Source organism: Novosphingobium sp. BL-S-33, from assembly GCF_056857025.1.
The window spans coordinates 2914012-2939133 of the sequence record NZ_CM166474.1 but is presented as its reverse complement, the minus strand read 5'-3'; the positions used below and the strand labels follow the sequence as shown (position 1 = coordinate 2939133).

Genomic DNA, 25122 nt, shown 5'->3' with positions numbered 1-25122 from the left:
TCCCCGTCGCCCCCGCGAAGGCGGGGGCCCCGCTTTTCTTGCTCCATGCACCAGGCTTGAAGAACAAGCGGGATCCCCGCCTTCGCGGGGATGACGGGTTTATCCGGTCAGGCGGGGTTCGGCTCACCCGCCAGAGTCTTGCCCAGCAGCAACTTGAACACCGAGAAGGCGACGAGCCCCAACGTGGCCGCGCCGACGTGCATCAGCCAGAACGACACGATGTCCATCGTCGAGTACCAGCCGCCGACCACGCCGACGATCTTGTTGGCCCCGAAGAACGCCAGATAATAGATGCCCACCACGGTTGCATTGAGGGAGCGCGGCGCGATCTTGGTGAACAGGGCAAGGCTCACCGGCATGATGTGGGCAAAGCCGATCGAGTTGAACAGGTGGAACATCACCGGCCAGAACAGGCCGATCTTGCCGCCGCCGGCCGTTGCCGCAGCGATCACCAGGCACATGCCGCCGGCCATCGAGAACAGCGATCCGATGATCATCTTGCCCAGTTCGTCCGGCTCGCGCCCGGTGCGGCTGGAATGCCACTTCCAGAACGCCGCGACCGCGACCAGCATCGAGAAGCTGAGCGTCGCATCCACCGTGATCATCCAACTCGTCGGCAGGGTCTCACCGAAGAAGGTCAGCTGGAACTTCGCGTCCGCCCACACGAGGTAGGCGTTGAAGATCTGCTGGTTGCTCATCATCGAAATGGCCAGCACCGGGACCAGCACGGCCAGCGCCCCAAGCCGCGGCCAATCGCTGCGGGTGAGGGGTTGGCGGGGCACCTTTTGCCCGCGCGCCGCGCGATTGTCTTCCGGCAGCCAGGGGCGCGCCTTCAGGTAGATCAGCAGGCCGATCACCATGACAACGCCGGCAGTGCCGAAACCGTAGTGCCAGCCGACCTTCTCGCCCAGCGTACCCGCGATCAGCGGGGCGGCGATCACCGAGACGTTGATGCCGATGTAGAAGATCTGGAACGCCATGGCGCGGCGCAAGTCTTCCGGTTTGTAGAGTTCGCCCACCTGGCTGGCGATGTTGCCCTTGAACAGGCCCACGCCCACCACCAGCGAGATCAGCGCGAGCAGGAACATCCCCTCGAACGCCATCAGGAAGTGGCCGAGCGACATGACGATCCCGCCGGCGATCAGCGTGGCCCGGCGGCCCAGCCAACGGTCCGCGATCACGCCGCCGAGGATCGGCGTCAGGTAGACCAACGAGGTATAGTCGCCGAAGATCGCCGATGCGAGCGGCTGACCTTCCAGCCCGGCATAGTGCCAGCCGCGCAGCCACGAAAGACCCAGCACTTTGCCCACGTTCTCAGGCAAAAGCAGATACTTGACCATGTAGAGCACGAGCAGCGTCTGCATCGAATAGTACGAAAAGCGCTCACAGCCTTCGACGAACGAGAGGTAACCCAGTCCGCGCGGATGGCCGAGGAAGGCGCGGTCGTCGCGCTCGGCTTCCTCGGGGAAGTCCTGCTCGGGGGTGGCTTCGGCAATAGTCATCGCATTCCCGGAAATATTGTTATATTTTAAGGATGTTTGTGTTCTTGGCGCATGCCTATAATGACGTGCCCCGGAAATGTCACGTCGTTGACGTCATGGCGTCGGATTCCACTGCTTAGCTCGTCAGCTTTTGACGTGCTCGGGCTTGCCCTTCCGCTTGGTGGCGGCAAGCTCTTCAAGCTGCTTTTCGCTCATCGAATCGACCATCTCGCGCGAGGCGCCTTTGAGCGCGCTCTTCGCCGTCTCTCCGCGCTTGGCGGAGAGGGCTGCACCGGCGGCTTTCTGCTGGGCTTTGGACTTGGCGGGCATGGCGGTCTCTCCCTTGCCGTGATGCAAGGAAGGACGCGCATCACGCCATCGAAGTTCCCGAAAAACGCCGAAACCGCGCCCGATCAGGCCGGGCTGCGCGCCAGTTCTGCGTCGAGGAACTGGGCCACGTCCTCAAGCGAGACTTCGCGGTCCAGATAAGTCTGGCCGATGCCCTTCATCAGCAGGAAGGGCAGGGTGCCTGCGTCCATCTTCTTGTCGTGGAGCATGTGATCCACCAGCGCCTTGCCGTCGCAATCGAGGCCCAGCGCCGCGAGGCTCGCGGGTAGCCCGATCTCGCCGATATGGCGGGCGACATGCTCGGCAGTGGCCTGCGGCATAAGGCCCTTGCGCGCCGAATAGCGGGCGGCAAGCACCATGCCCAGCGCGACGCCTTCGCCATGCAGCAGGCGGTTCGAAAAGCCGGTCTCGGCCTCCAGCGCATGGCCGAAAGTGTGGCCAAGGTTGAGCAGGGCGCGCTTGCCGGTGGTCTCGAATTCGTCCTCGGCAACGATTCGGGCCTTGCTCGCCACCGAATGGGCCACGGCATATTCGCGCAGCGCGGCATCGCCATCGATCATCGCCGCCCCATGCGCGTCGCACCAGGCGAAGAAGTCCGCATCGTCGATAAGGCCGTATTTCACGACTTCGGCATAGCCTGCCAGCAGTTCGCGCCGCGGCAGGGTTTCAAGCGCGGAGAGATCGGCCAGCACCAGCGAAGGCTGGTGGAACGCGCCCACCAGGTTCTTGCCGGCGGGGGTATTGATCGCGGTCTTGCCGCCGACGCTCGAATCGACTTGTGCCAGCAGCGTGGTGGGCACCTGGATGAACTTGCAGCCGCGTTTGAGCACGGAGGCGCAGAAGCCGGTGAGATCGCCGATCACGCCGCCGCCCAGCGCGATCACGCTGTCCCCGCGCTCGACGCCGAGTTCGAGCAGCCAGTTGACCGTGGCGGCCAGTTCTTCCCAGGACTTGGTTCCCTCGCCCGCAGGGAGGATGCGCCAGTGCGGCTCGTGCCCGTTTTCGCGCAGCGAGGCTTCGATCACGCCTCCCCATGCGGCGTGGACATTGCTGTCGGTGACGATCGGCACGCCGCGCTTGCGCAGCAGCCCCCGGCAGTTCGGTACGAGTTCGGCCAGCAGCCCGGCGCTCACGCGCACTTCGTAAGGGCGTCCAGCGATGTCGACGGAGATCACAGCCATTGCGAGAGTCCCTGAAGTACCTTGTTGATCGTCTGGACGTGCGGTCCGCTGGCGCTGACCACGTGAATCGGTGCCTGCGCATAGTGCGGCCGGCGATCCTCGCGCAGGCGCGCCAGAATTTCGCGCGGCTCGCCGCCTTGCAGCAGCGGGCGATTGTCCTTGCGCGCGGTGCGTTCGACCAGCGTGTCCACCTCGCTGTCGAGCCAGACAGTGATAGCATGATCGAGGATCAGCGCGCGCGTCTCTTCATTGCAGAAAGCGCCGCCGCCGGTCGCCACGACGCAGGGGGCAAGGCCCGCTCCGAGCAGGCGTGCAATCACGCGGCGCTCGCCGTCGCGGAAATAGGCCTCGCCATAGGTTTCGAAGATCTCGGGGATCGTCATCTGGGCCGAGCGTTCGATTTCCTCGTCCGCATCGACGAAGGGAAATTCGAGCAGGGTGGCCAGCCGCTTACCCACGCTGGACTTGCCCACGCCCATCATGCCGACCAGCACGATAGGCCTGTCGATCCGCCGGGCGAGAGCGGCAATTTCTTGCGCGGAAAAGCGGGTCTGTTGAACGTCCATTGCCCCACCGCCTATAGTTGCGCTAGGTCGCAGCGCAAGCATCGGTGAAGGAAGGTGAGTGACGATACCAAAGGGCAGGCGAAGGCTTCCGGGCGTGACTGCGGCTGTGGTCGTCGCGATTGTGGTGGTTGTCGGGGGCATGGCCTGGGCTGACGGTGGTCGCCGGCAGATCCGCGATATCGTTCAGCCGGTGTCTGTTCCGGAGCTTCCGCGATGAATTCCCGTATCCGCGCCTGGCATGTCATGGTCGGCACCGCCCTTGCGCTCACGTCGGTATGGGCGGTGGCGCAGGATGCGCCCGAATCGCTCCTGCCCAAGGGTTTTGAGGAACCCACGCCCACACCTACGCCCGCTGCGGCACCGGCTGCGGGCGGCAACGCCGCCGCGCCGCGTGCGATTTCCACGCCCATGGTGCAGCCGATTCCCGGTGCCGCGCCTGCGGCCGTCGATGCGGGAGCGGCGATTCCCGCGCTTCTCGGTCAGGGCGGGTTGACCCGCGTGCCCACGCTCGAAGAGCTTGAGCGCATGTCGCCCGAGGATTTCGAGGATCTGCTCGGCAACAAGATCGATCTCGACATGCCGCCGCAGGCGCGTCGCTCGATGGAGCAGATCGGCCTGATGGACGATAGCGAAGGGGGCCTGCCTGCCTCCTCGCTGAGATCGCAGAGCGCCTCGGTGGTAGAAGCGGCGCTGGCGGCCAATCAAGGCCAGCTGGTGTCGCGCTGGGGGCATATCCTGCTCCGCCGTGCGCTGATCTCGCGCCTTGCCCCGCCTGCCGGGATGAGCCCGCAGCGCTTCCTTGCACTGCGCGTGGCGCTGCTGCTGCGCATGGGCGAAAGCGATGCCGCGCGGGCCGTGTTGCAGGACATCGACATTGCCAATTACACGCCGGAACTCGGCGATCAGGCGTTCGAGACGTACCAGCGCGCGGCCGATTTCACCGGTCTTTGCCCGGTCTTCTCGTCCGTGGGTTCGCTGCGCGACGATGCGCAGTGGGATGCGGCCAAGGCGATCTGCGAGGCATTCCGCGGCAGTGGCGCTTCGGCCATGGCCAAGCTCGACAAGATGCGCGTGCACGGTTCGATGGAGCGCATCGATCTGCTGCTTGCACAGAAATATGCCGGTGCCGCAGGTCGTTCGCGCAAGGCCGTGACGATCGAGTGGGACGGCGTCACGACGATGACGCCCTGGCGCTTCGGACTGGCCAATGCCGTTGGTCTGACGCCGCCGGACAGTGCCATGGCCGATGCCGATCCGCTTTATAATGCGATGACCGCGCTTGCGCCGATGGTCGGGCTGGAGCGGCGCGCCGCCGCGGCCGATCACGCCGGTTCCAGCGGCGTGCTGTCGAATGCGGCGATGGTCGACCTCTACGGCCAGCTCTATTCCGATCCCGAAGTGACCGGCGACTGGCAACAGCGTGCGGAAACTCTGCGCAATGCCTATGTGCTGGAGAATCCCTCCGCGCGCTTCTCGGCGATGCAGAGCTTGTGGAACGGGGCCAATGGCGCCGATGCCGTTTATGCGCGGCAGGTGCTGACCGCCGCTGCTGCTGCACGCATCGCGCCCACCAAGGATATGGAGGATCAGGCTCCGGCGCTGCTGACCTCGATGCTGGCGGCCGGATTCGATTCCAACGCGCTGGCCTGGTCGCCGGTAGTGGCATCCGGCAGTCAGGGCTGGGCCTTGCTGGTTCTTGCCGCTCCGGGGCGCATTCGCACGGTCGGGGCCAGTCCGGTGAACACCTATATCGATGCGGACAACAGCACCGACAAGCGCCGCAGTGCTTTCCTCGTTGCCGGTCTGGCAGCGCTGGGGCGCATCGATTCGAGCGATGCAGGCAGCCTTTCCGGCCAGCTGGGGCTGGGGCTGGATAGCAGTACCCGCTACACCGCCGCGCTCGACCGCGCCGCTGCCAATGGCGATTCCGCCGGCGTGGCGCTGCTTGCCGGGCTTGGCATGCAGGGTGACGACTGGCACCGGATGACGCCGCGCTATCTCTTCCACATCGTTTCGGCGCTGCGCACCGTGGGGCTTGAGGCCGATGCGCGGATGATCGCGGCCGAGGCCGTGGCGCGGGCCTGATCCGGTGACGTCGCGCGGCTCGCCGGTCGGCGCGCCCGAGCGCTTCCTCACCATGCTCGCCGCCGAGCGCGGGGCGGCCGCCAATACGTTGGCGGCCTATCGCCGCGATCTCGATGCGGCGGCCGACGAACTGGGCGATCTGGTCGTTGCTGACGGCGATGCGCTCGCCTCGCTGGGCGAGGCGTGGAGTGCGGTTTCGCCCGCGACACTCACGCGGCGCTGCTCGGCATTACGGCAGTTTTACGGCTTTCTTGTCGATGAAGGGCTGCGCGAGGACGATCCTTCCCCCGCCTTGCCGCGTGCGCGGGCACGGCGTCCGCTGCCGCGCGTGCTTTCGCGCGATGAAGTCGAGCGCTTCCTGACGCAGGCGGAAGAGGAAGCTGCGGGAGATCGGTCCGAATCGGTGCGCCTGCTGGCCTTGCTCGAATTGCTTTACGGCTCCGGCCTGCGCGCGAGCGAACTGGTCTCGCTGCCGGTCACGGCGGTACCGCGCGATGCGCCTTTTCTCCATGTCACGGGCAAGGGCGGGCAGCAGCGGATGGTGCCGGTCAGCACCCGAGCGCGGGCCGTGCTTTCGCGGTGGCTGGCCGTGAGGAAAGGCACCTCGCGGCATCTGTTCCCCTCGCGGGGCGAGAGCGGCCATCTCACGCGCGTGCGGCTGTTCCAGCTTCTGCGCGAACTGGCGGCGCGTGCCGGGCTGGATCCGGAGCGCGTCTCGCCCCACGTGCTGCGCCATGCCTTCGCCACGCATCTGCTGGAAGGTGGCGCGGACTTGCGCGTGTTACAGACGCTGCTCGGCCATGCGGACATCGCCACCACGCAGATTTACACGCATGTCGAGAGCGCGCGGCTGGTGGCCCTCGTCAACACGCGGCACCCGCTGGCTCGGCGCGGCTAAGGCTATCTCTGCTGAGCGGGGGGGGGCTCCCCACCGTTTGGCAAGGGATGCGCTGAACGTAGGGCACTTGGTTGGGCAGGCGCGCGAAATGGCGACGCTACGGAGCATGCTCCGTAGCGGAGTCCATTGATTTTTAGTGCCGTGCTCAGGCTGTGTGCAACGGGTCAAAAGTAGTTTGGTTTTCAGCATCGTGCACGCAACGGCGAGAAGTCGATCGGCAACTGATCGCAGCGCCCGGCCGTGGCCGTGCCCGCGTGCAAGAAGTGCGGCGTATTTCGCTTTGCTGAGCAGACCGTGTTGAACGGCAACGCGTGCCCAATGGTAGACGCTGTTTCGTAACCTGACGTGGACTGCCTGGTGCATCAGGACAATCCGGCTTTTGCCAGATCGCTTGGTGATTGGGGCAACGCCGGACAAACAGCGTAGCGCGTGGTAATCTCGACGCTGCAGAGCATCGGATGCTTCTGCGAGCAGCGTGGCGAGGACGATTCTTCCGACGCCCGGCAAGGATCGCAGGATCGTCACGTCACGCTGCTCAGCTTGGTCGCCGTCCTCAGGAGTTTCCTTTTCCGCGAGTTGGCCGGTGAGCTTGTCGAGTTGGGCCTCGGCTTGAGATACCTGTCGGTTGACGAGAGCCAGGCGGATAGCAATGGCACCAAGGTGGCCTGTTGCAGCTTCGATCGTTCCCGGGGCAACTGGGATGGCCGGCTCATGCAGTTTCTCAAGCACTTGGCATGCGGTGAGCCGGGGTATTCGATGATGTTTGAGGAGCTTGGCAACGGTCACTTCACGCACGCGCGCTGCTTTTCCTGGGGTGGGTACAAGGCGCCAGAGGTCGAGGAACCAAGTTGCCGCGACATCGTCGGTCAATTCGAGAAGCTGCGGGTAGTATCGCCACAGGAGCTCTCGCACGCGGTTGCTGAGTCGGTTGCGTTCATGGCGCAACTCCTCGGTAATGCGTGACCATTCGCGCAGCTCGACAAGGATGGGATCGAGAGTGGCTAGCGCGCGGAAGCAACGGGCATCGGTTCTCAAGACATCGCACAAGACCCAGGCGTCCCAGCTGTCATTCTTCGCCCCGGCCGGCGAGAAGCGGTCTCTGAATCGATCGAGTTGCTTCGGGTTGATCGCGTAGACGTGAAAGCCGCGCTCCACGAGGCTTTCGACGACGGGCCCATGAGGCACCTCGATGGCGATATGAATGCAGCCCGGCGGCGCCTGGGTCAGCTGCAGTATCCAGTTCGCCAGTTCGGCTAGCCCTTCACCGCCGTGCTTGACGGACCGCTCCCCAATTTTGGTGCCGTGAACATCCGACAACCGGACTTGATGAATTTCAGAAGCCCAGTCGATACCGACGAACCAACGCCTCTCGTTTTCCATGGCCTTGACCTCCTATGGTCCGGGCCAACCGCGATCTTCGTCGTTCCCTGTACTGGCGCTCCAGGCGCAAACTCCCCACGGGACGACATCGCGGCCACCTGTCGGGGCACATGTCCCCCCCCCCCTCAGGGGCTCAAGGCGCAGGGGGCGAATTGGTCGCTCCCGGCAGGGTGGCCCATCCGCAGAACCTACAGCAGGTTCGCGCGGACACGAACGAGGTACAGGGGGCGTTTCGCTGACGGGGCGTCAACGGCTTTCGATGTCTCCGGGACTTGTTACTGTCAAGCAGGACGACACTTTCGCGTCGTCGGCCCCGCGTATGGCCTTTCCCGATAGGAGATGGATCGCTTTCCAGTGTCCAACGGCCCGTAGATGGGCCGCTAAAACGGAAAGGGGCGGCAGGTTTTGCCTGCCGCCCCGAACCGTTTAGCTCGAAAGCTTCCGATTAGTTCGTCGAGGCGAGCGTCGACGAAGTCTTCGAGAAGGTCGAGGTGAGCTGCGAGCCCATGCCCTGGAGAGCGGCGATCGCGGCAACGGCGATCAGAGCGGCAATCAGGCCGTATTCGATAGCGGTGGCGCCTTCTTCATTGCGACGCAGCTTGGCGAGAAACTTCATGGTATGTCTCCTGATGTAAGCAGTCTTCATGTACCCGGTCCTTCCCGCCTGGCGTCTTGCTTCAGCGCTCCGGACAATTTCGCTTTTAGAGAGGAAGTGTTGAAAAATACTTAAGTTTGCGTGACTTTTATTGGGAACCGATTGCAGTAGCTGACTTCGATGCAATGGTATTCCACATGCCGATGATCTCATTGGCGGCACCGCTTAAGGACACGATCATCACCATTACAATCATCCCGAGGATGAGGCCGTATTCCACAGCGGTCGCGGCTGTATTGTCCTTGAGAATACGGATGCCGATCGATCGGATAGTCATGAGCAACCCTACAGTTCGCCAGATCAATCGAGGAAATGCCATCTTGGCGTTAATGAGTTCCTAAGAAGGATATCGAAGCTGGAAAATTCTTTTACACCGCTGCTGGTTGTCGCCGTGGCGCTGATACGCGCGGACGGGCGCGTGCTGATGCAGCAGAGACCTTTTAAGAGCGCGCATGGCGGACTCTGGGAATTTCCGGGCGGGAAGGTGGAGCCCGGTGAAACGCCGGAGCAAGCCGCCGTTCGCGAGCTGGAGGAGGAGCTGGGACTGTCGCTTCACGCCGAATCCCTGGCGCCGGTAGCCTTCGCGAGCGGGCACGCGGGCGCGCATGCAGGCGCGCGTTCGCTTGTCATACTTCTTTACGTTTGCCGGGAATGGCAGGGGGAGCCGCATGCGCATGAGGCGGAAATGCTGGACTGGTATGCCCCGGATGCGGTTCCGGGCCTGATAATGCCGCCGCTCGATTATCCGCTGGCGGCGGCGCTGTGCAAATTCCTTCACCTGAGTGCGATATAGGCGTTGACGGGGTGAGAATCCCCTCCTATTGGCGCCTCTCCAACGCGCCCGTAGCTCAGCTGGATAGAGCATCAGACTACGAATCTGAGGGTCGGACGTTCGAATCGTTCCGGGCGCACCATTCTCCTTCTGGGGTCTTTGTGGCTTCGTGTTGGTGGATGGATACATAAAGCACTTTTGCGCCCGTAGCTCAGCTGGATAGAGCATCAGACTACGAATCTGAGGGTCGGACGTTCGAATCGTTCCGGGCGCACCATTCTCCTTCGGGAGTTTTCGTGGCTTTGTGTTGATGGTTGGATACATAGGCAATCTGTGCGCCCGTAGCTCAGCTGGATAGAGCATCAGACTACGAATCTGAGGGTCGGACGTTCGAATCGTTCCGGGCGCACCAATTGCCAGCGACATACGAAAAACCCCGCAAGGCTTTGACCTTGGCGGGGTTTTTCGTGTTTTGGTCTCACGCGGGCCGGACAGTCGGTGCCGGCACCCGAATCAGCTATGCGCCGGCTCGGCGTCGTCCGGGCGCTTCGGCCGCGCGAAGCCTTTCGAGAGGCCGTGGTAGAGCTTTTCCTTGCAGACCAGCGTGCTTGCACCATCCGCGATGATCGCGGTCAGGAACAATGGCACGATCATTCCCCGGCTCGCCGTCGTCTCCATCAGGATGATGACGGCGGTCAGCGGCGCGCGCACCACGCCGACGAAATAGCCGACCATGCCCAGCAGCACGATGGCCGGCATCGGATAGTCGGGGAAGCCGTAGGCGAGCAATTGCCCGAGCCCGGCGCCGACCGAGAGTGAGGGCGCAAAAATGCCCCCCGGCGCACCTGAGACCGCCGTGGCGGCGGTCGCCAGGAATTTGGCGGGGCCGAACCAGGGAGAGGCGGTGCCGTGCCCTTCGATCATGTGGCGGGTGGTTTCGTAGCCGGTGCCCCAGGTCGATCCGCCGCTCACCACGCCGACCACCGCGACCACGAACCCGCAGGCGAGGGCGAGCAACACCGGGCGTCGCCGTACGGCCAGGAAGGCGGGATGGGCGCTACGCGCGAAAGCCAGCAATGTGCGCGAGAACAGTCCGCCCAGCACACCGCCCGCGATTCCCGCAACTGGCGTCACCAGCAGCACCGGGACCACGCCCAGCGTCTCGCGCATCGTGCCGAAGTAGACATAGTCGCCCGCCACCGCGAGGCTGACGAGGCCCGAAATGACGACGGCGCCCATGACCAGTACAGCGACTTTCTGCTCGAAAGCGGCCGCCAGTTCCTCGATGGCGAACACGACACCGGCCAGCGGCGTATTGAAAGCGGCGGCAACACCCGCCGCGCCCCCGGCGATGAGCACGCCGGCCGAGATCGGCACGCGCAGGATGCGGTGGCAGGTCACCATGATCGAGGCGGCCACTTGCACCGTGGGCCCCTCGCGTCCCACCGAGGCGCCGGCCAGCAGCATCACCGTTGTCAGCAGCAGCTTGGTGACGGCAGTGGGCAAGGCGAGCAACCGCGAACGGGTAAGTTCAAGATCCTGTCCGGCGGCCATGACTTGCGGAATGCCGGACCCTCGGGCTCCCGGAGCCCAGCGATGGGCGATCGCCACCGTGGCGGCGAAGACCAGCGGCGTGAGCACCAGCGGTGCGAACCGGTGCTCGGCCTGGAACTGGCTGAAAATCTTCTGGGCAAGGTCGCCCATCCACGCGAACAGGATCGCAACGAGGCCAAGCAGGATGGCGCCGATCACGGTGGCGGCGCGGCGGCGGGCCATGTCCAGCGATTGGTCGATACCGGGTACGGACTTCTGGAAGGTCCGGAGGTGATCCGCGAGAGGCAATGGAGTTCCGTTCGCAAAGGAGGCAAGGGATCGCCGCACCGGAACCGTGCGGCGGGCTTGCGGCACCCCCTTGGTAGCCGCACTTTCCGAGTCGACAGGATTTCACCCGATCCGGAAATGCTCCAATGCCCCCGTGCGGCCGCGCATCGCAAGGACTTTCCCCGAAAATACGCAAAAGGGCCGGGAGCGCACATGGCGATCCCGGCCCTTCCGGATTTGTCGATTCGGAGCGGTTTGCGCCGCAGCCCGATTCGTGTCCGGCGTTTACTTGCCGGCGCCTGTGGTGCCTGCGGCGGCGGCGCCCGAAGCGGCAGCACCGGCCTGAACCTGCGAGTTGAACTGGGCCGCCGTCACGCCAAGCGCGAGGCTTCCATCAGTGCCGACGCCGATGGCGCTCTTCTGGAGAGCGACGGCGGAGCCGGTCTTTAAAGCCACGGTCACGTTGTCGCCGTCGACCTTGCTGACGGTGCCGAGCACGACGCCATCGGCGCTTTTGACCGGGGCATCGACGACGAGCGCGGAAGACAGCGTCTCAGCCGACTTCGCTTGTGCGCCCTGAACGGCGGCTTCGAGCTGGGCCTTGGTCATGCCGATGGTCAGGCCCTTGTCGCGCGTGGCGAAGGCCGATTTGGGCAGGCCGGCGCGCGCGGTGCCGGTGTTGAGCGTCACGACGTCGCCCTGAACCGCCTCGACCGAACCCACTTCATTGCCTTCGGGGTCATAGACCTTGGCGCCTGCCGTGGGGGTGGCAGCGGCCGGTGCGGCCTGTGCCATGGCAGCGGCGGGAACGAGCGTTGCGGCAGCCAGCGCGGCAGCGATGAGCGATTTCTTCATGGCGTAACTCCTTCTCCATGCGGGCGCCGACCCGGCGGCGACCGACACGCAACCCTCCAACGCGAGAGGGCCTCAAAAAACTGGTCCGGAAAATGACGACCCGGACGGCTCTACCCGGCATTTGCCGGAACCCGCTCCGCGCGCTTTTGCGCGTGGGAAGGAGCGGGGATGAAAGACATGCGATGTGCATGTTTGTAACGGAATGGCGGGTGAACGGTGCCGGATCAACCGTCGGACCGACCGCGATTTGCGGCGAATCGGCGTAAATCCGGCGCCTCGGTGGCTACATGCGATGAACTGTGTGGTCATCCCACCGTCATGTGATCGAAGCCTTCCGCTTGCTCTCGGGAACATGTTGCGCTCTGGTTCGCTGGGGCCCCTGGTGGTGGTTACCGGATCGGACGGGTGGACGCGTGAATACCGAGAATTCGAGCGGGATCGACGATGGGGCGGTCTCCCCGTCGGTCTGGCGCTATGCCAAAGCCCGGCGCGCGCATGTCGTGATCGATGCCGCAGCGTATTTTGGAGTCATCCGGGAAGCGATGGACGATGCCCGGCAGCGGATCTTCTTGATCGGCTGGGACTTCGATTCGCGCATCCTGCTCCCCGCCGGTCGGCGCTGGTGGCAAGGCGGGCGGGGGGAACATTTCCCGGCACGACTGGGATCATTCATCGTCTGGCTGGTCCACACCAAGCCGAAGCTGGAAATCCTGCTGCTCAAGTGGAATGTCTCGCTGGTGAAGTCGCTGTTTCGCGGCACCATGGTCATCGATCTGGTCCGCTGGGCGCTGCGCAAGCGCATTCACTTCCGCTTCGACGGTGCGCATCCCATCGGATGCAGCCATCACCAGAAGATCGTGGTGATCGACGATGTCTTCGCGGCCTGCGGCGGGATCGACATGACTTCCGACCGCTGGGACACGCCGGAACACCGCCCGCATGACCCGCGCCGCCGCAAGCCGAGCGGGCGGCTCTATGGACCCTGGCACGATGTCACAATGGTGATGGAAGGGGAGGTGGCGGCCACGCTGGGCGATCTCGGGCGCGACCGCTGGCAGGTGGCGGGCGGCGCCGAATTGGCGCCGTGCGCACCGCAGGAGTTCAGCCCCTGGCCGTCCGATCTCATGGCCGAGTTCGAGAATGTCGAGATCGGCATCGCTCGTACCCGCGCCGAGTACGAAGGCTGTACGCAAGTGGCCGAGATCGAAGAGCTGTTCGTCGAGCAGATCCGCCGCGCGCGCCGTTTCGTCTATGCCGAGACGCAGTATTTCGCCTCGCGCGCGGTTGCCGAGGTCATCGCCGAACGCCTGATCGAGCCCGATCCGCCCGAATTCGTCATCATCAACCCGCTCAGTGCCAGCGGCTGGCTCGAACAGGTGGCCATGGACACCGCGCGCGTCGAACTGATCAAGACGCTGCGCAATGCCGACCATGCGGGGCGCTTCCACGTCTTCCACCCGCGCGCGTCCGACGGCACGCCGATCTATGTCCATGCCAAGCTGCTGATCGTCGATGACGAGATCCTGCGCGTGGGTTCGGCCAACATGAACAACCGTTCGATGGGGCTCGATTCGGAGTGCGACGTGTTCATCGATGCGGCACGGCCGGCCAATGCCCATGTCGTGCCCGCGATCCGCGCCTTGCGCATTCGATTGCTTGCCGAACACTGCGGGAAGCGGGAGGACGTGATCGTGGAGGCGCTGGATCGCCACGATTCGATGGCCGCGATGATCGAAAGCCTTGTGCCGGTGGGCAAACATCTCGAACGCTTGCCCTTGAAACATCTCTCCGATGCTGAAAGAGCGCTGGGGGAAAGCGCTCTGCTCGATCCGGAACGACCCGGGGAGATGTTCGAGCCGATCGAGCGGCGCGGTCTGTTTCGCCGCAAGGGGCAGCTCATGCGGCTGCACCTACAGGAAAGATTGCGAAGGAGTATCAAGGGATGAGCAGCCTGGTCGGTCCCGACGAGGACAGCCCTTTCGAAAAGAAGCCCCCGGTGCCGGAAGAAGTGCAGGACGCGATCCGCACCTTGATCCGCTGGTCCGGCGACGATCCGGAGCGCGAGGGCCTGATCGACACGCCCAAGCGCGTGGCGCGGGCGTGGAAGGAATATTGCCAGGGTTATGGCGAGGATCCGGCCATCCACCTCAAGCGCGTGTTCGAGGAAGTGGGCGGCTATGACGAAGTCGTGCTGCTCAAGGACATTCCGTTCCAGTCGCACTGCGAACATCACATGGCGCCGATCATCGGCAAGGCGGCGATTGCCTATCTGCCGCGCAACCACGTGGTGGGCATCTCCAAGCTCGCGCGTGTGCTGCAGGGCTATGCGCAGCGCCTGCAGATCCAGGAACGTCTGACCGCCGAAGTGGCCGAATGCATCTGGACCCATCTGAAGCCGCACGGTGTTGCCGTGGTGATCGAGGCGAGCCACGCCTGCATGTCCGCGCGCGGCGTGCGCACGCCGGGCGTCAGCATGATTACCAGCCGCATGATGGGCACGTTCCTTGAGGACGAGCGCAGCCGCAAGGAAGTGCTCAGCCTGATGGGCTACTGACGCTTATCCCCGTTTCCGCGCGGTTTTAGCATGCGGGGGGGCTTGAACAGCGCCCCGGCATGCGGTGATGGATGCCGGGCGGCACCATTCACGGTGCCGCGCGGGGGTGGGTTTGAGCGGCCGGATCGAAACTGTCAAAGCGCCGGGTGAGCGGCAGAGGGGAAGCTCTGCACGCCTGTGGCTCGGCGGCGCGGCCGCGCTGGTTCCGGCGGCCATGTTGCTGGTGCTGCTGCTACGCCGCGTCTGGGACGTCGATATCTTCTGGCAGCTCAAGCTGGGCGAGATCATCCTTGCCCACGGAGGCCCGATTGCGCGCGAGCCTTTCGCGGCGCTTCACCTTGGAGAACCGTTGCCTGCCGTCGGCTGGCTGGCGCAGGCGAGCATGGCGTCGGTGCGAATGGCCGGTGGCTGGGGCGCGCTGCGGGTGTTCGATGCGCTGTGCTGGCTTGGCGGATTCTGGGCCGTGGCGGCGGCCTGCCGCCATCGCGGAGCGGGCCGTCAGGCCGTAGCGCTCGCGCTGGCACTCACATTCTTCGCCGCCTTGCCGACCGCGAGCATCCGCCCGCAGAGTTTCGCCGCGCTGTGCTTCGGCCTGCTGCTGGCGTTGCTGCAATTGCGCCTGCGCCCGCTGGTGACGATCGCGCTCGGCGCGCCGCTATTGGTGCTGTGGCAGAATTTCCATCCTTCGGTGAGCATCGGCGCGCTGGCGCTGGGGATCTACACTGCCGTTGGCCTGCTGGACTGGCTGCGCGACCACAACCGGCCCTTGCCCATCGCCGCCGCCGCGTTGACGGTGATTTCGATAGCCGCGATTTTCGCAACGCCGGACGGTTTCTCGATCCTCGCGATCTCGGCCACCAATGCCGAGATGAGCCTGGCCATCGGCGCCAGTGAGTGGCGGCCCCTGTGGATCCCGGACAACTGGACCAATGCATTGCCGGTGCTGGCGGTCGTGCTGCTGACGCTGCGCATCGTGCTGCGCACGCGCCGTTATGAGGTAACGGAAGTGCTGGTAGCGCTGGCCTTGCTGGCGATGACTGCGCTGGCCTATCGCTTCGCGCTGTTCTGGGCACTGTCGATGGTGCCGGTGATCGCGCGCGGGGCGAGTTCGGAGGAACGGGACGAGGCGACCATCCCGCGCTGGCTTCCGGTCGCTGCCGTGGCGCTGGTCGCGATGGTGACGCCCTTGCTCGCGCCCACGCGCTTCGCCGCGACTTTGCCGCTGGAGAGCATCGCCCGGCTGCGGCAGGAGCATCTGCGCGGCACCATCTATGCCGATTTCCCCTATGGCGGCCCGATCATCGATGCGGGATGGCCGGACTGGCGGGTTGCCTATGACGGGCGCTATTACCGCTATGGCCATGACGAGTGGCAGTACAACGGCGGGATCGAGAACGGCTACGTCCCGCTCGTCGACGTGATCGCCAAGTGGCACCCCGTCGCGTTCCTCATTCAGGAAGACCACAATGCCCCGCTCGCGGGTGAACTGGCTCGTTCGCCGCACTGGACGCGGATTTTCCGGGGTGAGGACGGGGTGGTGGTCTATGTCAGGCGCGAGCACTGACAGTTCGATCCGTCCAAGGGGCGCGGAACTTTAAATCATACTCTCGTCGCCCCCGCCTGCGCGGGGACGACGAGATTGGACGATATTCAGCCGCCGCGCGTGACCGGCACCAGCGCGCCCGTAACCGCACGCGCGGCGTCGGAGGCGAGGAACAGGATCACATCGGCAATCGCCTCGGGCCGGACCCAGGTCGAGAAATCGGCGTCGGGCATGTCGGCACGGTTGGTGGGCGTGTCGATGATGCTGGGCAGGATCGCATTCACCGTAACGCCGGTGCCTGCCAGTTCCTCGGCCAGCGCTTCGGTCAGGCGGTGAACGCCGGACTTCGACGCGGCATAGGCGCCCATGCCCATGCCCGCCTTGATCGCCGCGCCCGCGCCGATATTGACCACGCGCCCGGCGGCAGAAGCCTTGAGTCCGGGCAGCGCAAGCTGGGTGATGGTGGCGGCGGTGGTCAGGTTCATCGCCTGCATCTTCGCCCACGAGGCGAGCGATCCGCCTTCCAGCGTTTCCCAGACGAAGCCGCCCGCGATATTGACCAGAATGTCGATCCCGCCATGTGCGCTCACCACTTTGTCGAGCGCCGCGCCGGTCGCCTGTGCATCGGTGAGATCGACGCCGCCGATATCGAGCGCGCCTGCCAGCGGCTCCTTGGCCGAAGGCGCGAAGTCGATGCGGGCGACCTTGTCGCCCCGGGCGGCGAAGGCGGCGGCGACGGCATTGCCGAGAACACCGAATCCACCGGTGACGATAACCGAACGGGCCATGGAAACTCCTCTATTTGCGGCGAGGCTATCGCGCGGGCCGGGGGGCGACAAGCCGGGGAGGGCAGCCGTCCTCAAGCCAACGCCCCGCCGATGCGAAATACCGACAGTTCAGGCACGAAAAAGGCGGCCCTTCCAAGGAAGAGCCGCCTTTCGCATGGTCAGTCCGGGATCAGAGCTGGCCGAGCATGTGGTCGGCCGAGCTGACCTCGAAAGCGCCGGGCGCTTCGACGTTGAGCTGTTCGACGACGCCGTCATTGACGACCATCGAGAAGCGCTTGCCGCGCTCGCCCATGCCGAAGCCGCTGCCGTCCATCACGAGGTCGATGGCCTTGACGAAATCGCCATTGCCGTCCGCCAGCATGGTCACGTCGGCCGAGCCCGAGGCCTTGTTCCACGCGCCCATCACGAAGGCATCGTTGACGGCGGTGCAGACGATCTCGTCGATGCCCTTGGCCTTGAGTTCGGCGGCCTTGTCCACGAAGCCCGGCAGGTGCTTGGCCGAGCAGGTCGGCGTGAAAGCGCCGGGAACCGAGAACAGGGCGACCTTTTTGCCGGCAAAGAAGTCGGCGCTCTGTACCGGTTCGGGGCCGCTTTCGCCGGCCTTGGTCAGCTTCACGTCGGGCAGCTTGTCACCAACGGCGATGGTCATGGAGTTTATCCTTTGTCTGCAAGTGAATCGCAACGCCGGCAGATATAGGGCCGCCGCGCGGAGGGGCAATGCCGCGCGGGTTAAGACCTCTTCACCGTGAAGATCAAATCCACCGAAACCATCGCCATGCCATTCTTCGGGGCGGCCGGGAGATATCCGGCCTGCGGAGGAGGATGGAGCATGAAGCACGCCTGCCTTTATTCCGGTCGGCACCCCGGACGCGGCGACAAGCGCGCACGATTTTGGAAATCCGAAGACAGATTGCTGATCGCGTCGTTGATCGGCCTTGCAGCCGCACTGGCGATTGGGCTCACAGGCTGAGGCTATTTGGCCCCAGGCCTACGGTGCTGGCGGCAAGGTAGCGGGGTGGGCTCCGATCGCTATGACGCGGTCGGCCAGCCTGTCCACTTCGGCGCGGTCGTGGCTGACGTAGAGGATCGGCAGGCGCAGTTCGTCGCGCACGCGTTCGATCACGCGCAGGATTTCCTCGCGCCGCTCGGCATCGACCGAGGCGAGCGGTTCGTCCATCAGCAGCACGCGCGGGCCCGAGAGCAGGGCCCGTCCGATGGCCACGCGCTGGGCCTCGCCGCCCGAGAGCGTGGCGGGTCTCCGGCCGAGCAGATGGCCGATCCCGAGCACGTGCAGCGCGGTGTCGAGATCGAGCCAGCGGTGCTCCGGCACGGCGAGCCGCCAGCCATAGAGCAGATTCTCGCGGACGTTTCGGTGCGGGAAGAGGCGCAGGTCCTGAAACACGTAGCCGCAGCGGCGGCGTTCGGGCGGCAGGTCTATGCGGCGTTCGCGGTCGAACACCACGTCGTCGGAAATCACGATATGGCCGCTGCTTGGGCGCACGAGCCCGGCGATCATGTCGAGCAGGGTGGTCTTGCCCGCGCCGGACGGGCCGAACAGCGCGGTCAGCCCGCCTTGTTCGGCCTTGAAGGCATAGTCGAACGTGCGGCCGCCGCGCTTGAGGCCGATCGAGATGTCAAATGACATAGCGCATCGCTCCTGCCCGGTGGCGGCGGGCCAGCCATTCCGAAATGACCAGCGCGGCCAGCGAAAGCAGGATCGACAGGCCGGCAAGGCGCGCTACCTGCCATTCCGCTCCGGGAACCTGCAAGGCGCTGTAGATGGCGAGTGGCAGGGTGCGCGTCTCGCCCGGAATGTTTGAGGCGAAGGTGATCGTCGCGCCGAATTCGCCCACCGACCGCGCGAAACCGAGCACCAGCCCCGCCAATATACCGGGCAGGGTGAGGGGCAGGGTGATCGTGGCGAATGTGCGCAGGCGGCCCGCGCCAAGGGTGCGGGCGGCCTGCTCGTAGCGCCGGTCCACAGCCTCGATCGACAGGCGCATGGCGCGCACCATCAGCGGGAGTGCCATGATCGCGGCGGCCAGCGCCGCGCCGGTCCAGCGGAACATGAAGGTAAGGCCGAACGTGTTCTCGAAGAACCGGCCGAGCGCGGTGTTCGGGGCAAGCGCGATCAGCAGCAGCCAGCCCGTCACCACCGGCGGCAGCACCAGCGGCAAATGGACCAGCGCGTCCAGCACGATGGCGCCGGGAAAGCGCCAGCGCGCCAGCACCCAGGCCAGCGCGAAAGCCAGCGGCAGCGCACAGGCCATGGCGACGCCGCTGACCTTGAGCGACAGCAGCAGGACTTCCCATTCCTCGCCGGTCAGTGTGGTCATGCGGCCCTCATGTACTTAGGGCCGGTTACTTGGTGCCGAAGCCGAAGCGGCGGAACAGGGCGTTGCCTTCGCCTGAGAGTAGGAAGCGGCGGAAGCCTTCCGCATCCGGGTGGCGCGAGGCAGTCAGCACGGCCACCGGATAGCTGATCGGGGCGTGCGAATTGGCCGGGAACACGCCCGCCACGCGCACGGCGGGTTCGGCGCGGGCGTCGGTGGCATAGACGATGCCGAGCGGGGCCACGCCGCGGCCGACCAAAGCCAGCGCGGCGCGCACGTTCTCGGCCGGGGCGAGGTGGTCCTTGACCGAATCCCAGACGCCCAGATTGGTCAGCGCCTGCTTGGCATAGATGCCTGCCGGAACCGCCGCCGGATCGCCCACCGCAAGCCGCCCGTTGCCGAGCGCGCGGGCCAGCGGGAAGCCGGGCTTGATGGCGATGTTCTGCGCATTGCCCTTCGGTGCTACCAGCACGAGGCTGTTGGTGAGGAACGAAACGCGGGTGTTGTTGCGGATCAGGCCCTTGCCCTGAACTTCGTCCATCCAAGGCTCGTCGGCGGATACGAAGATGTCGGCGGGCGCCCCGGCCTCAATCTGGCGGGCCAGCGCCGAGGATGCGGCGAAGGAAATCTTCGGGCGCGGATGGCCCTTCGCGGCCCAGCCATCGGCGGCGGCATTCATCGCTTCCTGAAGGCTCGCGGCGGCCAGCACCAGCGGGCCGTCGGACTGGGCCATGGCAGGCGAACAGAGCGACGCAAGAAGGAGCAGGACAGGCAGGAACAGGGCGCGAAGCCTAAGCATCTTCAAATACCTCCCGAAACAACTGTATTCGGCTGTATATGGTCGCGCAGGTCTTGCCTAGGGCACCTTCAGGTACGGTTCAGTGCTCTTGCCGCTCGGTCGGAATCGGGCGCAGCAGGGCGGCGAGCGCGGCGGTGTCGGGATTGTCCGCTGCTTGCTCGATTCGCTGCTCCAGGGCGCGGTAATGGGTCAGAATCGTCTCTCCCGCCTCGGTGAGCTGCGCGCCGGAGCCACCCGCGCGGCCGGGTGAAGTGGCCACTAGCGGCTGTGCCCAGCAGCGATTCATCGCGTCGACGAGCAGCCAGGCACGGCGATAGCTCATGTCCATCGCCCGCGCCGCAGCAGAGATCGAGCCATGCGCGCGGATCGCCTCAAGCAGGTCGGCCTTGCCCGGGCCCATGGCGATTTCCTCACCGCACAGAAGCCGTGATCGGATCGAGAGTTGAGGAAAACGGCCAGTCATGATGGGCCCTATGCCATTGCCGGCCCGGTCAATCCACGCGGAAGTGCCGGAATGGAGAGGCGTTGCAGGAAGACATCTATCTGATAGCATCCCCGATGAGGCCATTGGCTTCGGATCGCCACGTCAAAAAGTCGGGCGATAAGGGAGTCGCGGGGGCGGTCCGGAAAAGGAACAGGGGGCAAAAGCCCTCCGGTCGCGCCCGCGCACGAGAGAGGATGCGTGGATGAAGATTGCCGACGAAAAGATTGTCCGCTTCGAACGCCGTCTCGATTCGGCCATTGGAATGATGATTCCCGGGCCGGAATTGGCGCTCGGTAGTGCGGAAAGAGACGGAAATCGCCAGGGACGCGATGTTCGTTCGCTAACTATCGCGGTGGCGATGTGCATTGCCTGCTGGGTCTTGCTGGGCTGCTACCTGTTGTCCTGAAACGGGCGGCATTCAGCGCGCGGCGACCGGCGGCGCGGGCACCCAGCCACCGGCAGTGGCGGCATAGAGCCGGGCGACGTTCTGGAACTGACGCGCGCGCGTATCCACCAGCGCCAACTGGGCATGCTGGTAGGAACGGCCCGAATCCAGCACTTGCAACACGCCGCTGTTGCCGACTTCGAAGCTCCGGCGAGACAGCCGCAGCGAGTGGTCGGCAACTTGCGCCGCCGTCTCGCGCGCGGCGAGCTCGCGCGTGTCGTTGCCCAGCGCCGCCAGCAGGCCGGAAACCTGCCCGAATGCCTCGGTGACGACCTCCTGATATTGCGCGGCGGCGACACGGGCTTCGGCCTCTGCCCCGCGCTTTTCGGCCTTGAGCGTGCCGCCGTGGAAGATCGGCGCGGAAAGCCCGGCGAAGATGTCGAAGGCATTGAACTTGTTGCTGAACATCTTGTCCAGCTCGGACGTCGACTGGCTTGAGGTCACCCCCAGCGTGATGTCGGGATAGAGATTGGCCGTGGCGACACCCACGCCTGCAACGGCGGCGTGAAGTCGCGCCTCGGCCTCGCGGATGTCGGGGCGGGAATGGACCAGTGCCGAGGGCAGGGCGACCGGTACGCTGGCGGGCAGCGTGAAGGCCTGGAGCCCGAACCCGGTTGCACCCAGTTCCGCTGGCGAGATGCCCAGCAGTACCGCCAGCATCGCCCGGCCTTCGGCCAGTTGCTGCTCGACGGAGGGCACGTCCGCAAGGTCGTTGGCGAGTTGGCCCTGCGCGCTCAGAACCTCGACGCCGGTGCCTTCGCCGGCATGTTCGCGCTTCTGGGTGAGCGAGACGTTGCGCTCATCCTCGGCAATCAGGGCCTTTTCGGTGGCAAGGCGGTCATTGAGCGCGGCGATGGCGAGGACCTGACCCACCACGCGTGCGGCGATCATCAGATGCGCGGCTTCGGTCGCGCGGGTTTCGGCCTCGGCCTGAGCGCCGGCCCGTTCAAGTGCGCGGCGTGTGCCGCCGAACAAGTCGAGATCGTAGCTGACGCCCCCGCCCAGCGTATAGAGGTCGAACTTCGGATTGGGGATCGAACCAAACTGGGAATCGCTGGAAAGGCCGAACGCCGCGAGGTTGACGCGCTGGTATTCGGCGCGGGCATTGGCGTCGACTTGCGGCAACTGGCGTCCGGCCACGGCGGCGACCTGCTGGCGGGCCTTCTCCAGCGTTGCGCGCGAGGCCGCGAGCGAGTGATTGCCCGCCAGCGCGCGGACCACCAGCGTGTCGAGATCCGGATTGCCGAAGGCCTTCCACCAGTCGGCCTGCGCCGCATCGCCGAGCGCCGCCTGTTCGCCCGATGCAGCGCCATAACCGGCTTCGGCCGAGGGCTGGGCCGGCGGCGCATAGTTCGGTCCTACCGTCGTGCAGGCGGCGCAGAGCAGGAGCGGAAGAAGGGTAGCGGTCTTGCGCAAGGTCATTCCCCGATGGGCAGTGTATGGGTGTCCGCCTCGACCTTGCGCACGCGCATCAGCAGCACGAGCGGGATCAGGCAAAGGGTCAACACGAATACGAAATGGAACAGTGTGATATTGCCCACCATCGTCGCCTGTCGCGAAATCTCGCCATAGATCGCGCTCATGGCCTGCTGCGATCCGAAGTCGAAATCGGGCCGCGCCCAGGCGAACATGGGATTATCAGGTCGTACGTGCTGGACGAGGTCGTTTTGCGACTGGGCGATGAAGTGGAGATATTCGTACTGGATCGCAGAGATGCCGACAGCATTGCCGACATTGCGGGTGAGCGCAAAGATCGCCGCGCCTTCGTTGCGCAAGGCCGGATCGAGCGTCGAGAACACGATGACGGATAGCGGCACAAAGATCATCCCGCTGCCCAGCCCTTGCACAAGCCCCGCGAAAACCAACGTGCGCTGGTCGACGTAAAGGTCGACATGCGAATACATCAGCATGCCCGAGCCCATCAGCACGAGCCCGGTGACGATCACTGCGCGGGTGTCCACGTACTTGAGCAGGCGCGAGACCAATAGCATCGATGTCAGCGTGCCGATCGCACGCGGCAGGCTGATGAAGCCTGCCTGTAGCGCAGAGTAGCCGAGCAGCGACTGAGTCATCACCACGATCATCGGGATCGTCGCGAAGGCGACTACGCCGATCATCATCGAGAAGATCGAGCCGATCGCGAAGTTGCGGTCCTTGAACAGGCCGGGCCGGATAAAGGTATCGCGCGCGGTCGCCATGTGCACGACCATGAGATAGCTCGCGAGCCCGCAGATCAGGGCATAGATCCGGATTTCTCCGGAATCGAACCAGTCGAGGTGCTCGCCGCGGTCGAGGATCAGTTGCAGCGTCGTCAGCGCAACGGAGACGAGCACGAAACCCAGCAGGTCGAACCGCGTCTGCAAACGGCTCGGGCGGCGGCGCAGGAATGCCAGCATGCCCAGGAAAGACAGGGCGCCGAACGGAAGGTTGATGAAGAAGACCCAGCGCCACGTCAGCGCGTCGGTCAGCCACCCACCCAGCGTTGGTCCGATGATCGGTCCGGCCATGGAGCCGAGCGCGAAGATCGCCATGGCCTTACCGTGTTCTTCGGGCGGATTGATGTCGAGGAGGATCGCCTGGCTGAGCGGGACCAGGCCCGCTCCGCAAGCGCCTTGCAGGAAACGGGCGAGGATGATCGTCTGGAGATCGGTGGCGAGCCCGCAGAGAGCGGAGGCCAGCGTGAACCCGGCGACCGAAAACAGCATCACGTTCTTGCGGCCCACGCGCCCGGCCAGCCAGCCGCTCAGCGGCGTGGCGATGGCGCTGGCGACGAGGTAGCTGGTCAGCACCCAGAGCACTTGTTCCTGCGAGGCGGAAAGGCTGGCCTGCATGTGCGGCAGGGCGACATTGGCAATGGTTATGTCCACCGCGACCATGGTCGAGGCCAACATGCAGGGAATTGTGATCAGCAGCCGTTGCAACGGCGACGGATAGGGGGAGGGCGCTGCGGGCACCGGCGGCATCCGCACCGGCTCAGGGTTTGCGCGCGGCGGAATTGGACGAGGTATCGGCGGCGAAGAGGTGCCGTTCGTGGCCGGTATCGACTTTGACGCTGGCGCTCAGGCCCGCGCCGAGCGGCAGGTTGCCCGCCGGTTCGTCCAGCGTGACCTGCACCGGCAGGCGCTGCACCACTTTCACCCAGTTGCCCGTGGCATTTTCGGCCGGAAGCACCGAGAAACTCGATCCGGTTCCGGGGCTGAAGCTTTGGACATGGGCCTTGAAGGCATGATCGGGGAAGGCATCCAGCGTTACCGTCGCCGGCTGCCCGGCGCGCATGTAGCGAAGCTGGTCTTCCTTGAAGTTCGCCTGCACCCAGAAATTGAGCCCGGTCAGCATGAACACCGCGCGGCCGGGCGATACGTAGTTGCCGACCTGAAGCTGGTTGACGCGGGTGACGATGCCGTCCTGTGGCGCGCGGACTTCGGTATCGGCAAGGTCGATGCGTGCCTGCGCCAGCTTGGCGGCCGCCTTGCGCACGTCGGGAAGCGCAGAGGTATCGCCCTCGACATGCCCGGCGAGACCGGCACGGAGGCTCTCGGCGCGCGCTTCGGCGGCGGCAATGGCCTGAAGCGCCGTGCGCGCCTCGGTCGAGGCCTGTTCGTACTGGGCGCGTGAGGAAATGCCCTCGCCGGTCAGCGACTTCTGCCGCGAGGCCTCGCCCATGGCGAAGTCGTGACGGGCCTGGGCCGCGGAGACCTGGGTCAGCGCTTCCTGATAATCGGCGCGGCGCGAGGCGGCGTCCGTCTGGGCTTTGGCAAGTTCGGCCTCGGCGGAATCGACAGCGGCCGTGAAGTTGGTGGGACGGATGCGAAACAGCACTTGTCCCTTGCGGACATGCTCGTTCTCGCGGACCGCGATGTCGACTACGGTGCCGGCCACATTCGGGCTGATCGCGACCATCCCGGTCTGGAGCGCGGCATTGTCGGTTTCCTCGTAGCGCCCGCCGGAGAGATAGAACCATCCGGCTCCGGCCAGCACGATCAGCGGACCCGCCAGCATCAGCACCGCGCGCAAGGGCTTGCGGCGGGCGGAGGGAACCGAGACGCCTTCGTCTTCGGCCACGATCGAGGTTTCCGCGTTCATTCCAGTTCCTTCGCGCGCCCCTCGGCTCCCGGACGAGAGACTCGGGGGCAC

Annotated in this window: 26 protein-coding genes and 3 tRNA genes; 11 read left to right on the top strand and 18 right to left on the bottom strand. The window is 65.2% G+C overall.

All coding sequences use genetic code 11. The features are described 5' to 3' along the window. Positions 1-107: 107 nt before the first annotated feature. The 4 genes from AC1VVM_RS13695 to AC1VVM_RS13680 form a co-directional block, all read right to left on the bottom strand. The gene (locus AC1VVM_RS13695) at positions 108-1502 is read right to left on the bottom strand and encodes a peptide MFS transporter (RefSeq protein WP_482955180.1); all 1395 of its coding nucleotides are present in this window, start codon (positions 1500-1502) and stop codon (positions 108-110) included. Positions 1503-1625: 123 nt separating this feature from the next. Continuing rightward, complete coding sequence (locus AC1VVM_RS13690; protein ID WP_482955179.1) at positions 1626-1811, bottom strand: DUF3008 family protein; 186 nt, start codon at positions 1809-1811, stop codon at positions 1626-1628. An 83-nt stretch (positions 1812-1894) separates the two neighbouring features. After that, on the bottom strand, positions 1895-3010 hold the full coding sequence (gene aroB, locus AC1VVM_RS13685) for a 3-dehydroquinate synthase (RefSeq protein ID WP_482955178.1): 1116 nt from the start codon (positions 3008-3010) through the stop codon (positions 1895-1897). Then, positions 3001-3576, bottom strand: coding sequence for a shikimate kinase (locus AC1VVM_RS13680; protein ID WP_132385586.1), 576 nt, complete (start codon positions 3574-3576; stop codon positions 3001-3003). Before AC1VVM_RS13680 ends, aroB begins: the two co-directional genes overlap by 10 nt. Before the next feature lie 213 nt (positions 3577-3789). Here AC1VVM_RS13680 and AC1VVM_RS13675 point away from each other — a divergent pair, with 213 nt between their 5' ends. Together AC1VVM_RS13675 and AC1VVM_RS13670 are read left to right on the top strand one after the other, a co-directional pair. Beyond that, entirely contained in the window at positions 3790-5661 is a 1872-nt protein-coding gene (locus AC1VVM_RS13675; RefSeq protein WP_482955177.1) for a hypothetical protein, read from the top strand. A gap of 52 nt (positions 5662-5713) precedes the next feature. Beyond that, positions 5714-6559, top strand: coding sequence for a tyrosine recombinase (locus tag AC1VVM_RS13670; RefSeq protein ID WP_482956353.1), 846 nt, complete (start codon positions 5714-5716; stop codon positions 6557-6559). Here the strand turns inward: AC1VVM_RS13670 and AC1VVM_RS13665 are convergent. The 3 genes from AC1VVM_RS13665 to AC1VVM_RS13655 all read right to left on the bottom strand — a co-directional run bounded on the left by AC1VVM_RS13665 (position 6443) and on the right by AC1VVM_RS13655 (position 8871). Beyond that, a complete protein-coding gene (locus AC1VVM_RS13665; protein WP_482955176.1) occupies positions 6443-7939 on the bottom strand; it encodes an IS110 family RNA-guided transposase in 1497 nt (498 codons plus the stop codon). The two genes, AC1VVM_RS13670 and AC1VVM_RS13665, sit on opposite strands and share 117 nt — an antisense overlap. A gap of 445 nt (positions 7940-8384) precedes the next feature. Then, on the bottom strand, positions 8385-8555 hold the full coding sequence (locus AC1VVM_RS13660; protein WP_482904356.1) for a Flp family type IVb pilin: 171 nt from the start codon (positions 8553-8555) through the stop codon (positions 8385-8387). A 127-nt stretch (positions 8556-8682) separates the two neighbouring features. After that, positions 8683-8871 carry a Flp family type IVb pilin gene (locus AC1VVM_RS13655; RefSeq protein WP_482955175.1) on the bottom strand — a complete coding sequence of 63 codons (189 nt, stop codon included), beginning with the start codon at positions 8869-8871 and terminating at the stop codon, positions 8683-8685. Between the two features lie 147 nt (positions 8872-9018). Here AC1VVM_RS13655 and AC1VVM_RS13650 point away from each other — a divergent pair, with 147 nt between their 5' ends. The 4 genes from AC1VVM_RS13650 (at position 9019) to AC1VVM_RS13635 (ending at position 9778) form a co-directional block, all read left to right on the top strand. Beyond that, positions 9019-9387: an NUDIX domain-containing protein gene (locus tag AC1VVM_RS13650; protein WP_482956352.1), complete on the top strand. Its 369-nt coding sequence runs from the start codon at positions 9019-9021 to the stop codon at positions 9385-9387. Positions 9388-9431: 44 nt separating this feature from the next. After that, a tRNA-Arg gene (locus tag AC1VVM_RS13645) sits at positions 9432-9508 on the top strand. 58 nt (positions 9509-9566) lie between these two features. Then, a tRNA-Arg gene (locus AC1VVM_RS13640) sits at positions 9567-9643 on the top strand. Between the two features lie 58 nt (positions 9644-9701). Beyond that, positions 9702-9778, top strand: a tRNA-Arg gene (locus AC1VVM_RS13635). Positions 9779-9879: 101 nt separating this feature from the next. Here AC1VVM_RS13635 and AC1VVM_RS13630 read toward each other — a convergent pair. Further along, a complete protein-coding gene (locus tag AC1VVM_RS13630; protein WP_482956351.1) occupies positions 9880-11142 on the bottom strand; it encodes a chloride channel protein in 1263 nt (420 codons plus the stop codon). A 330-nt stretch (positions 11143-11472) separates the two neighbouring features. Further along, positions 11473-12042, bottom strand: a complete 570-nt coding sequence (locus tag AC1VVM_RS13625; RefSeq protein ID WP_482955174.1) for a hypothetical protein — start codon at positions 12040-12042, stop codon at positions 11473-11475. Positions 12043-12455: 413 nt separating this feature from the next. Between AC1VVM_RS13625 and AC1VVM_RS13620 the strand changes: the two genes are divergently transcribed. From AC1VVM_RS13620 to AC1VVM_RS13610, 3 genes are all read left to right on the top strand, one after another. Continuing rightward, positions 12456-13988, top strand: coding sequence for a phospholipase D-like domain-containing protein (locus AC1VVM_RS13620; protein ID WP_482955173.1), 1533 nt, complete (start codon positions 12456-12458; stop codon positions 13986-13988). Beyond that, on the top strand, positions 13985-14596 hold the full coding sequence (gene folE, locus AC1VVM_RS13615) for a GTP cyclohydrolase I FolE (protein WP_132385581.1): 612 nt from the start codon (positions 13985-13987) through the stop codon (positions 14594-14596). The genes AC1VVM_RS13620 and folE overlap by 4 nt, the downstream gene beginning before the upstream one ends. A 112-nt stretch (positions 14597-14708) precedes the next feature. Beyond that, entirely contained in the window at positions 14709-16160 is a 1452-nt protein-coding gene (locus tag AC1VVM_RS13610; RefSeq protein ID WP_482955172.1) for a hypothetical protein, read from the top strand. An 86-nt stretch (positions 16161-16246) separates the two neighbouring features. On the opposite strand, the gene AC1VVM_RS13605 is transcribed toward AC1VVM_RS13610, so the two are convergent. Both AC1VVM_RS13605 and AC1VVM_RS13600 read right to left on the bottom strand, forming a co-directional pair. After that, complete coding sequence (locus AC1VVM_RS13605) at positions 16247-16927, bottom strand: SDR family NAD(P)-dependent oxidoreductase (protein WP_482955171.1); 681 nt, start codon at positions 16925-16927, stop codon at positions 16247-16249. Between the two features lie 169 nt (positions 16928-17096). Further along, positions 17097-17576: a redoxin family protein gene (locus tag AC1VVM_RS13600; RefSeq protein WP_482955170.1), complete on the bottom strand. Its 480-nt coding sequence runs from the start codon at positions 17574-17576 to the stop codon at positions 17097-17099. A 96-nt stretch (positions 17577-17672) separates the two neighbouring features. Here AC1VVM_RS13600 and AC1VVM_RS13595 point away from each other — a divergent pair, with 96 nt between their 5' ends. Beyond that, entirely contained in the window at positions 17673-17897 is a 225-nt protein-coding gene (locus AC1VVM_RS13595) for a hypothetical protein (protein WP_482955169.1), read from the top strand. A gap of 18 nt (positions 17898-17915) precedes the next feature. Here AC1VVM_RS13595 and AC1VVM_RS13590 read toward each other — a convergent pair whose 3' ends face one another. The 4 genes from AC1VVM_RS13590 to AC1VVM_RS13575 form a co-directional block, all read right to left on the bottom strand. Next, complete coding sequence (locus AC1VVM_RS13590) at positions 17916-18572, bottom strand: molybdenum ABC transporter ATP-binding protein (protein ID WP_482955168.1); 657 nt, start codon at positions 18570-18572, stop codon at positions 17916-17918. Then, on the bottom strand, positions 18562-19263 hold the full coding sequence (gene modB, locus AC1VVM_RS13585; RefSeq protein WP_482955167.1) for a molybdate ABC transporter permease subunit: 702 nt from the start codon (positions 19261-19263) through the stop codon (positions 18562-18564). The genes AC1VVM_RS13590 and modB overlap by 11 nt, the downstream gene beginning before the upstream one ends. Positions 19264-19288: 25 nt before the next feature. After that, on the bottom strand, positions 19289-20059 hold the full coding sequence (gene modA, locus AC1VVM_RS13580) for a molybdate ABC transporter substrate-binding protein (protein ID WP_482955166.1): 771 nt from the start codon (positions 20057-20059) through the stop codon (positions 19289-19291). A 79-nt stretch (positions 20060-20138) separates the two neighbouring features. Then, a complete protein-coding gene (locus AC1VVM_RS13575) occupies positions 20139-20522 on the bottom strand; it encodes a winged helix-turn-helix domain-containing protein (RefSeq protein ID WP_482955165.1) in 384 nt (127 codons plus the stop codon). Positions 20523-20745: 223 nt separating this feature from the next. On the opposite strand from AC1VVM_RS13575, the gene AC1VVM_RS13570 reads away from it, so the two are divergent. After that, a complete protein-coding gene (locus AC1VVM_RS13570) occupies positions 20746-20949 on the top strand; it encodes a hypothetical protein (protein ID WP_132385574.1) in 204 nt (67 codons plus the stop codon). A gap of 12 nt (positions 20950-20961) precedes the next feature. Here AC1VVM_RS13570 and AC1VVM_RS13565 read toward each other — a convergent pair whose 3' ends face one another. The 3 genes from AC1VVM_RS13565 to AC1VVM_RS13555 form a co-directional block, all read right to left on the bottom strand. Then, entirely contained in the window at positions 20962-22410 is a 1449-nt protein-coding gene (locus AC1VVM_RS13565; protein ID WP_482955164.1) for an efflux transporter outer membrane subunit, read from the bottom strand. Next, positions 22407-23879 carry an MDR family MFS transporter gene (locus AC1VVM_RS13560; RefSeq protein ID WP_482904345.1) on the bottom strand — a complete coding sequence of 491 codons (1473 nt, stop codon included), beginning with the start codon at positions 23877-23879 and terminating at the stop codon, positions 22407-22409. Before AC1VVM_RS13560 ends, AC1VVM_RS13565 begins: the two co-directional genes overlap by 4 nt. Positions 23880-23961: 82 nt before the next feature. Next, entirely contained in the window at positions 23962-25071 is a 1110-nt protein-coding gene (locus AC1VVM_RS13555) for an HlyD family secretion protein (protein ID WP_482955163.1), read from the bottom strand. Between the last annotated feature and the right edge of the window lie 51 nt (positions 25072-25122).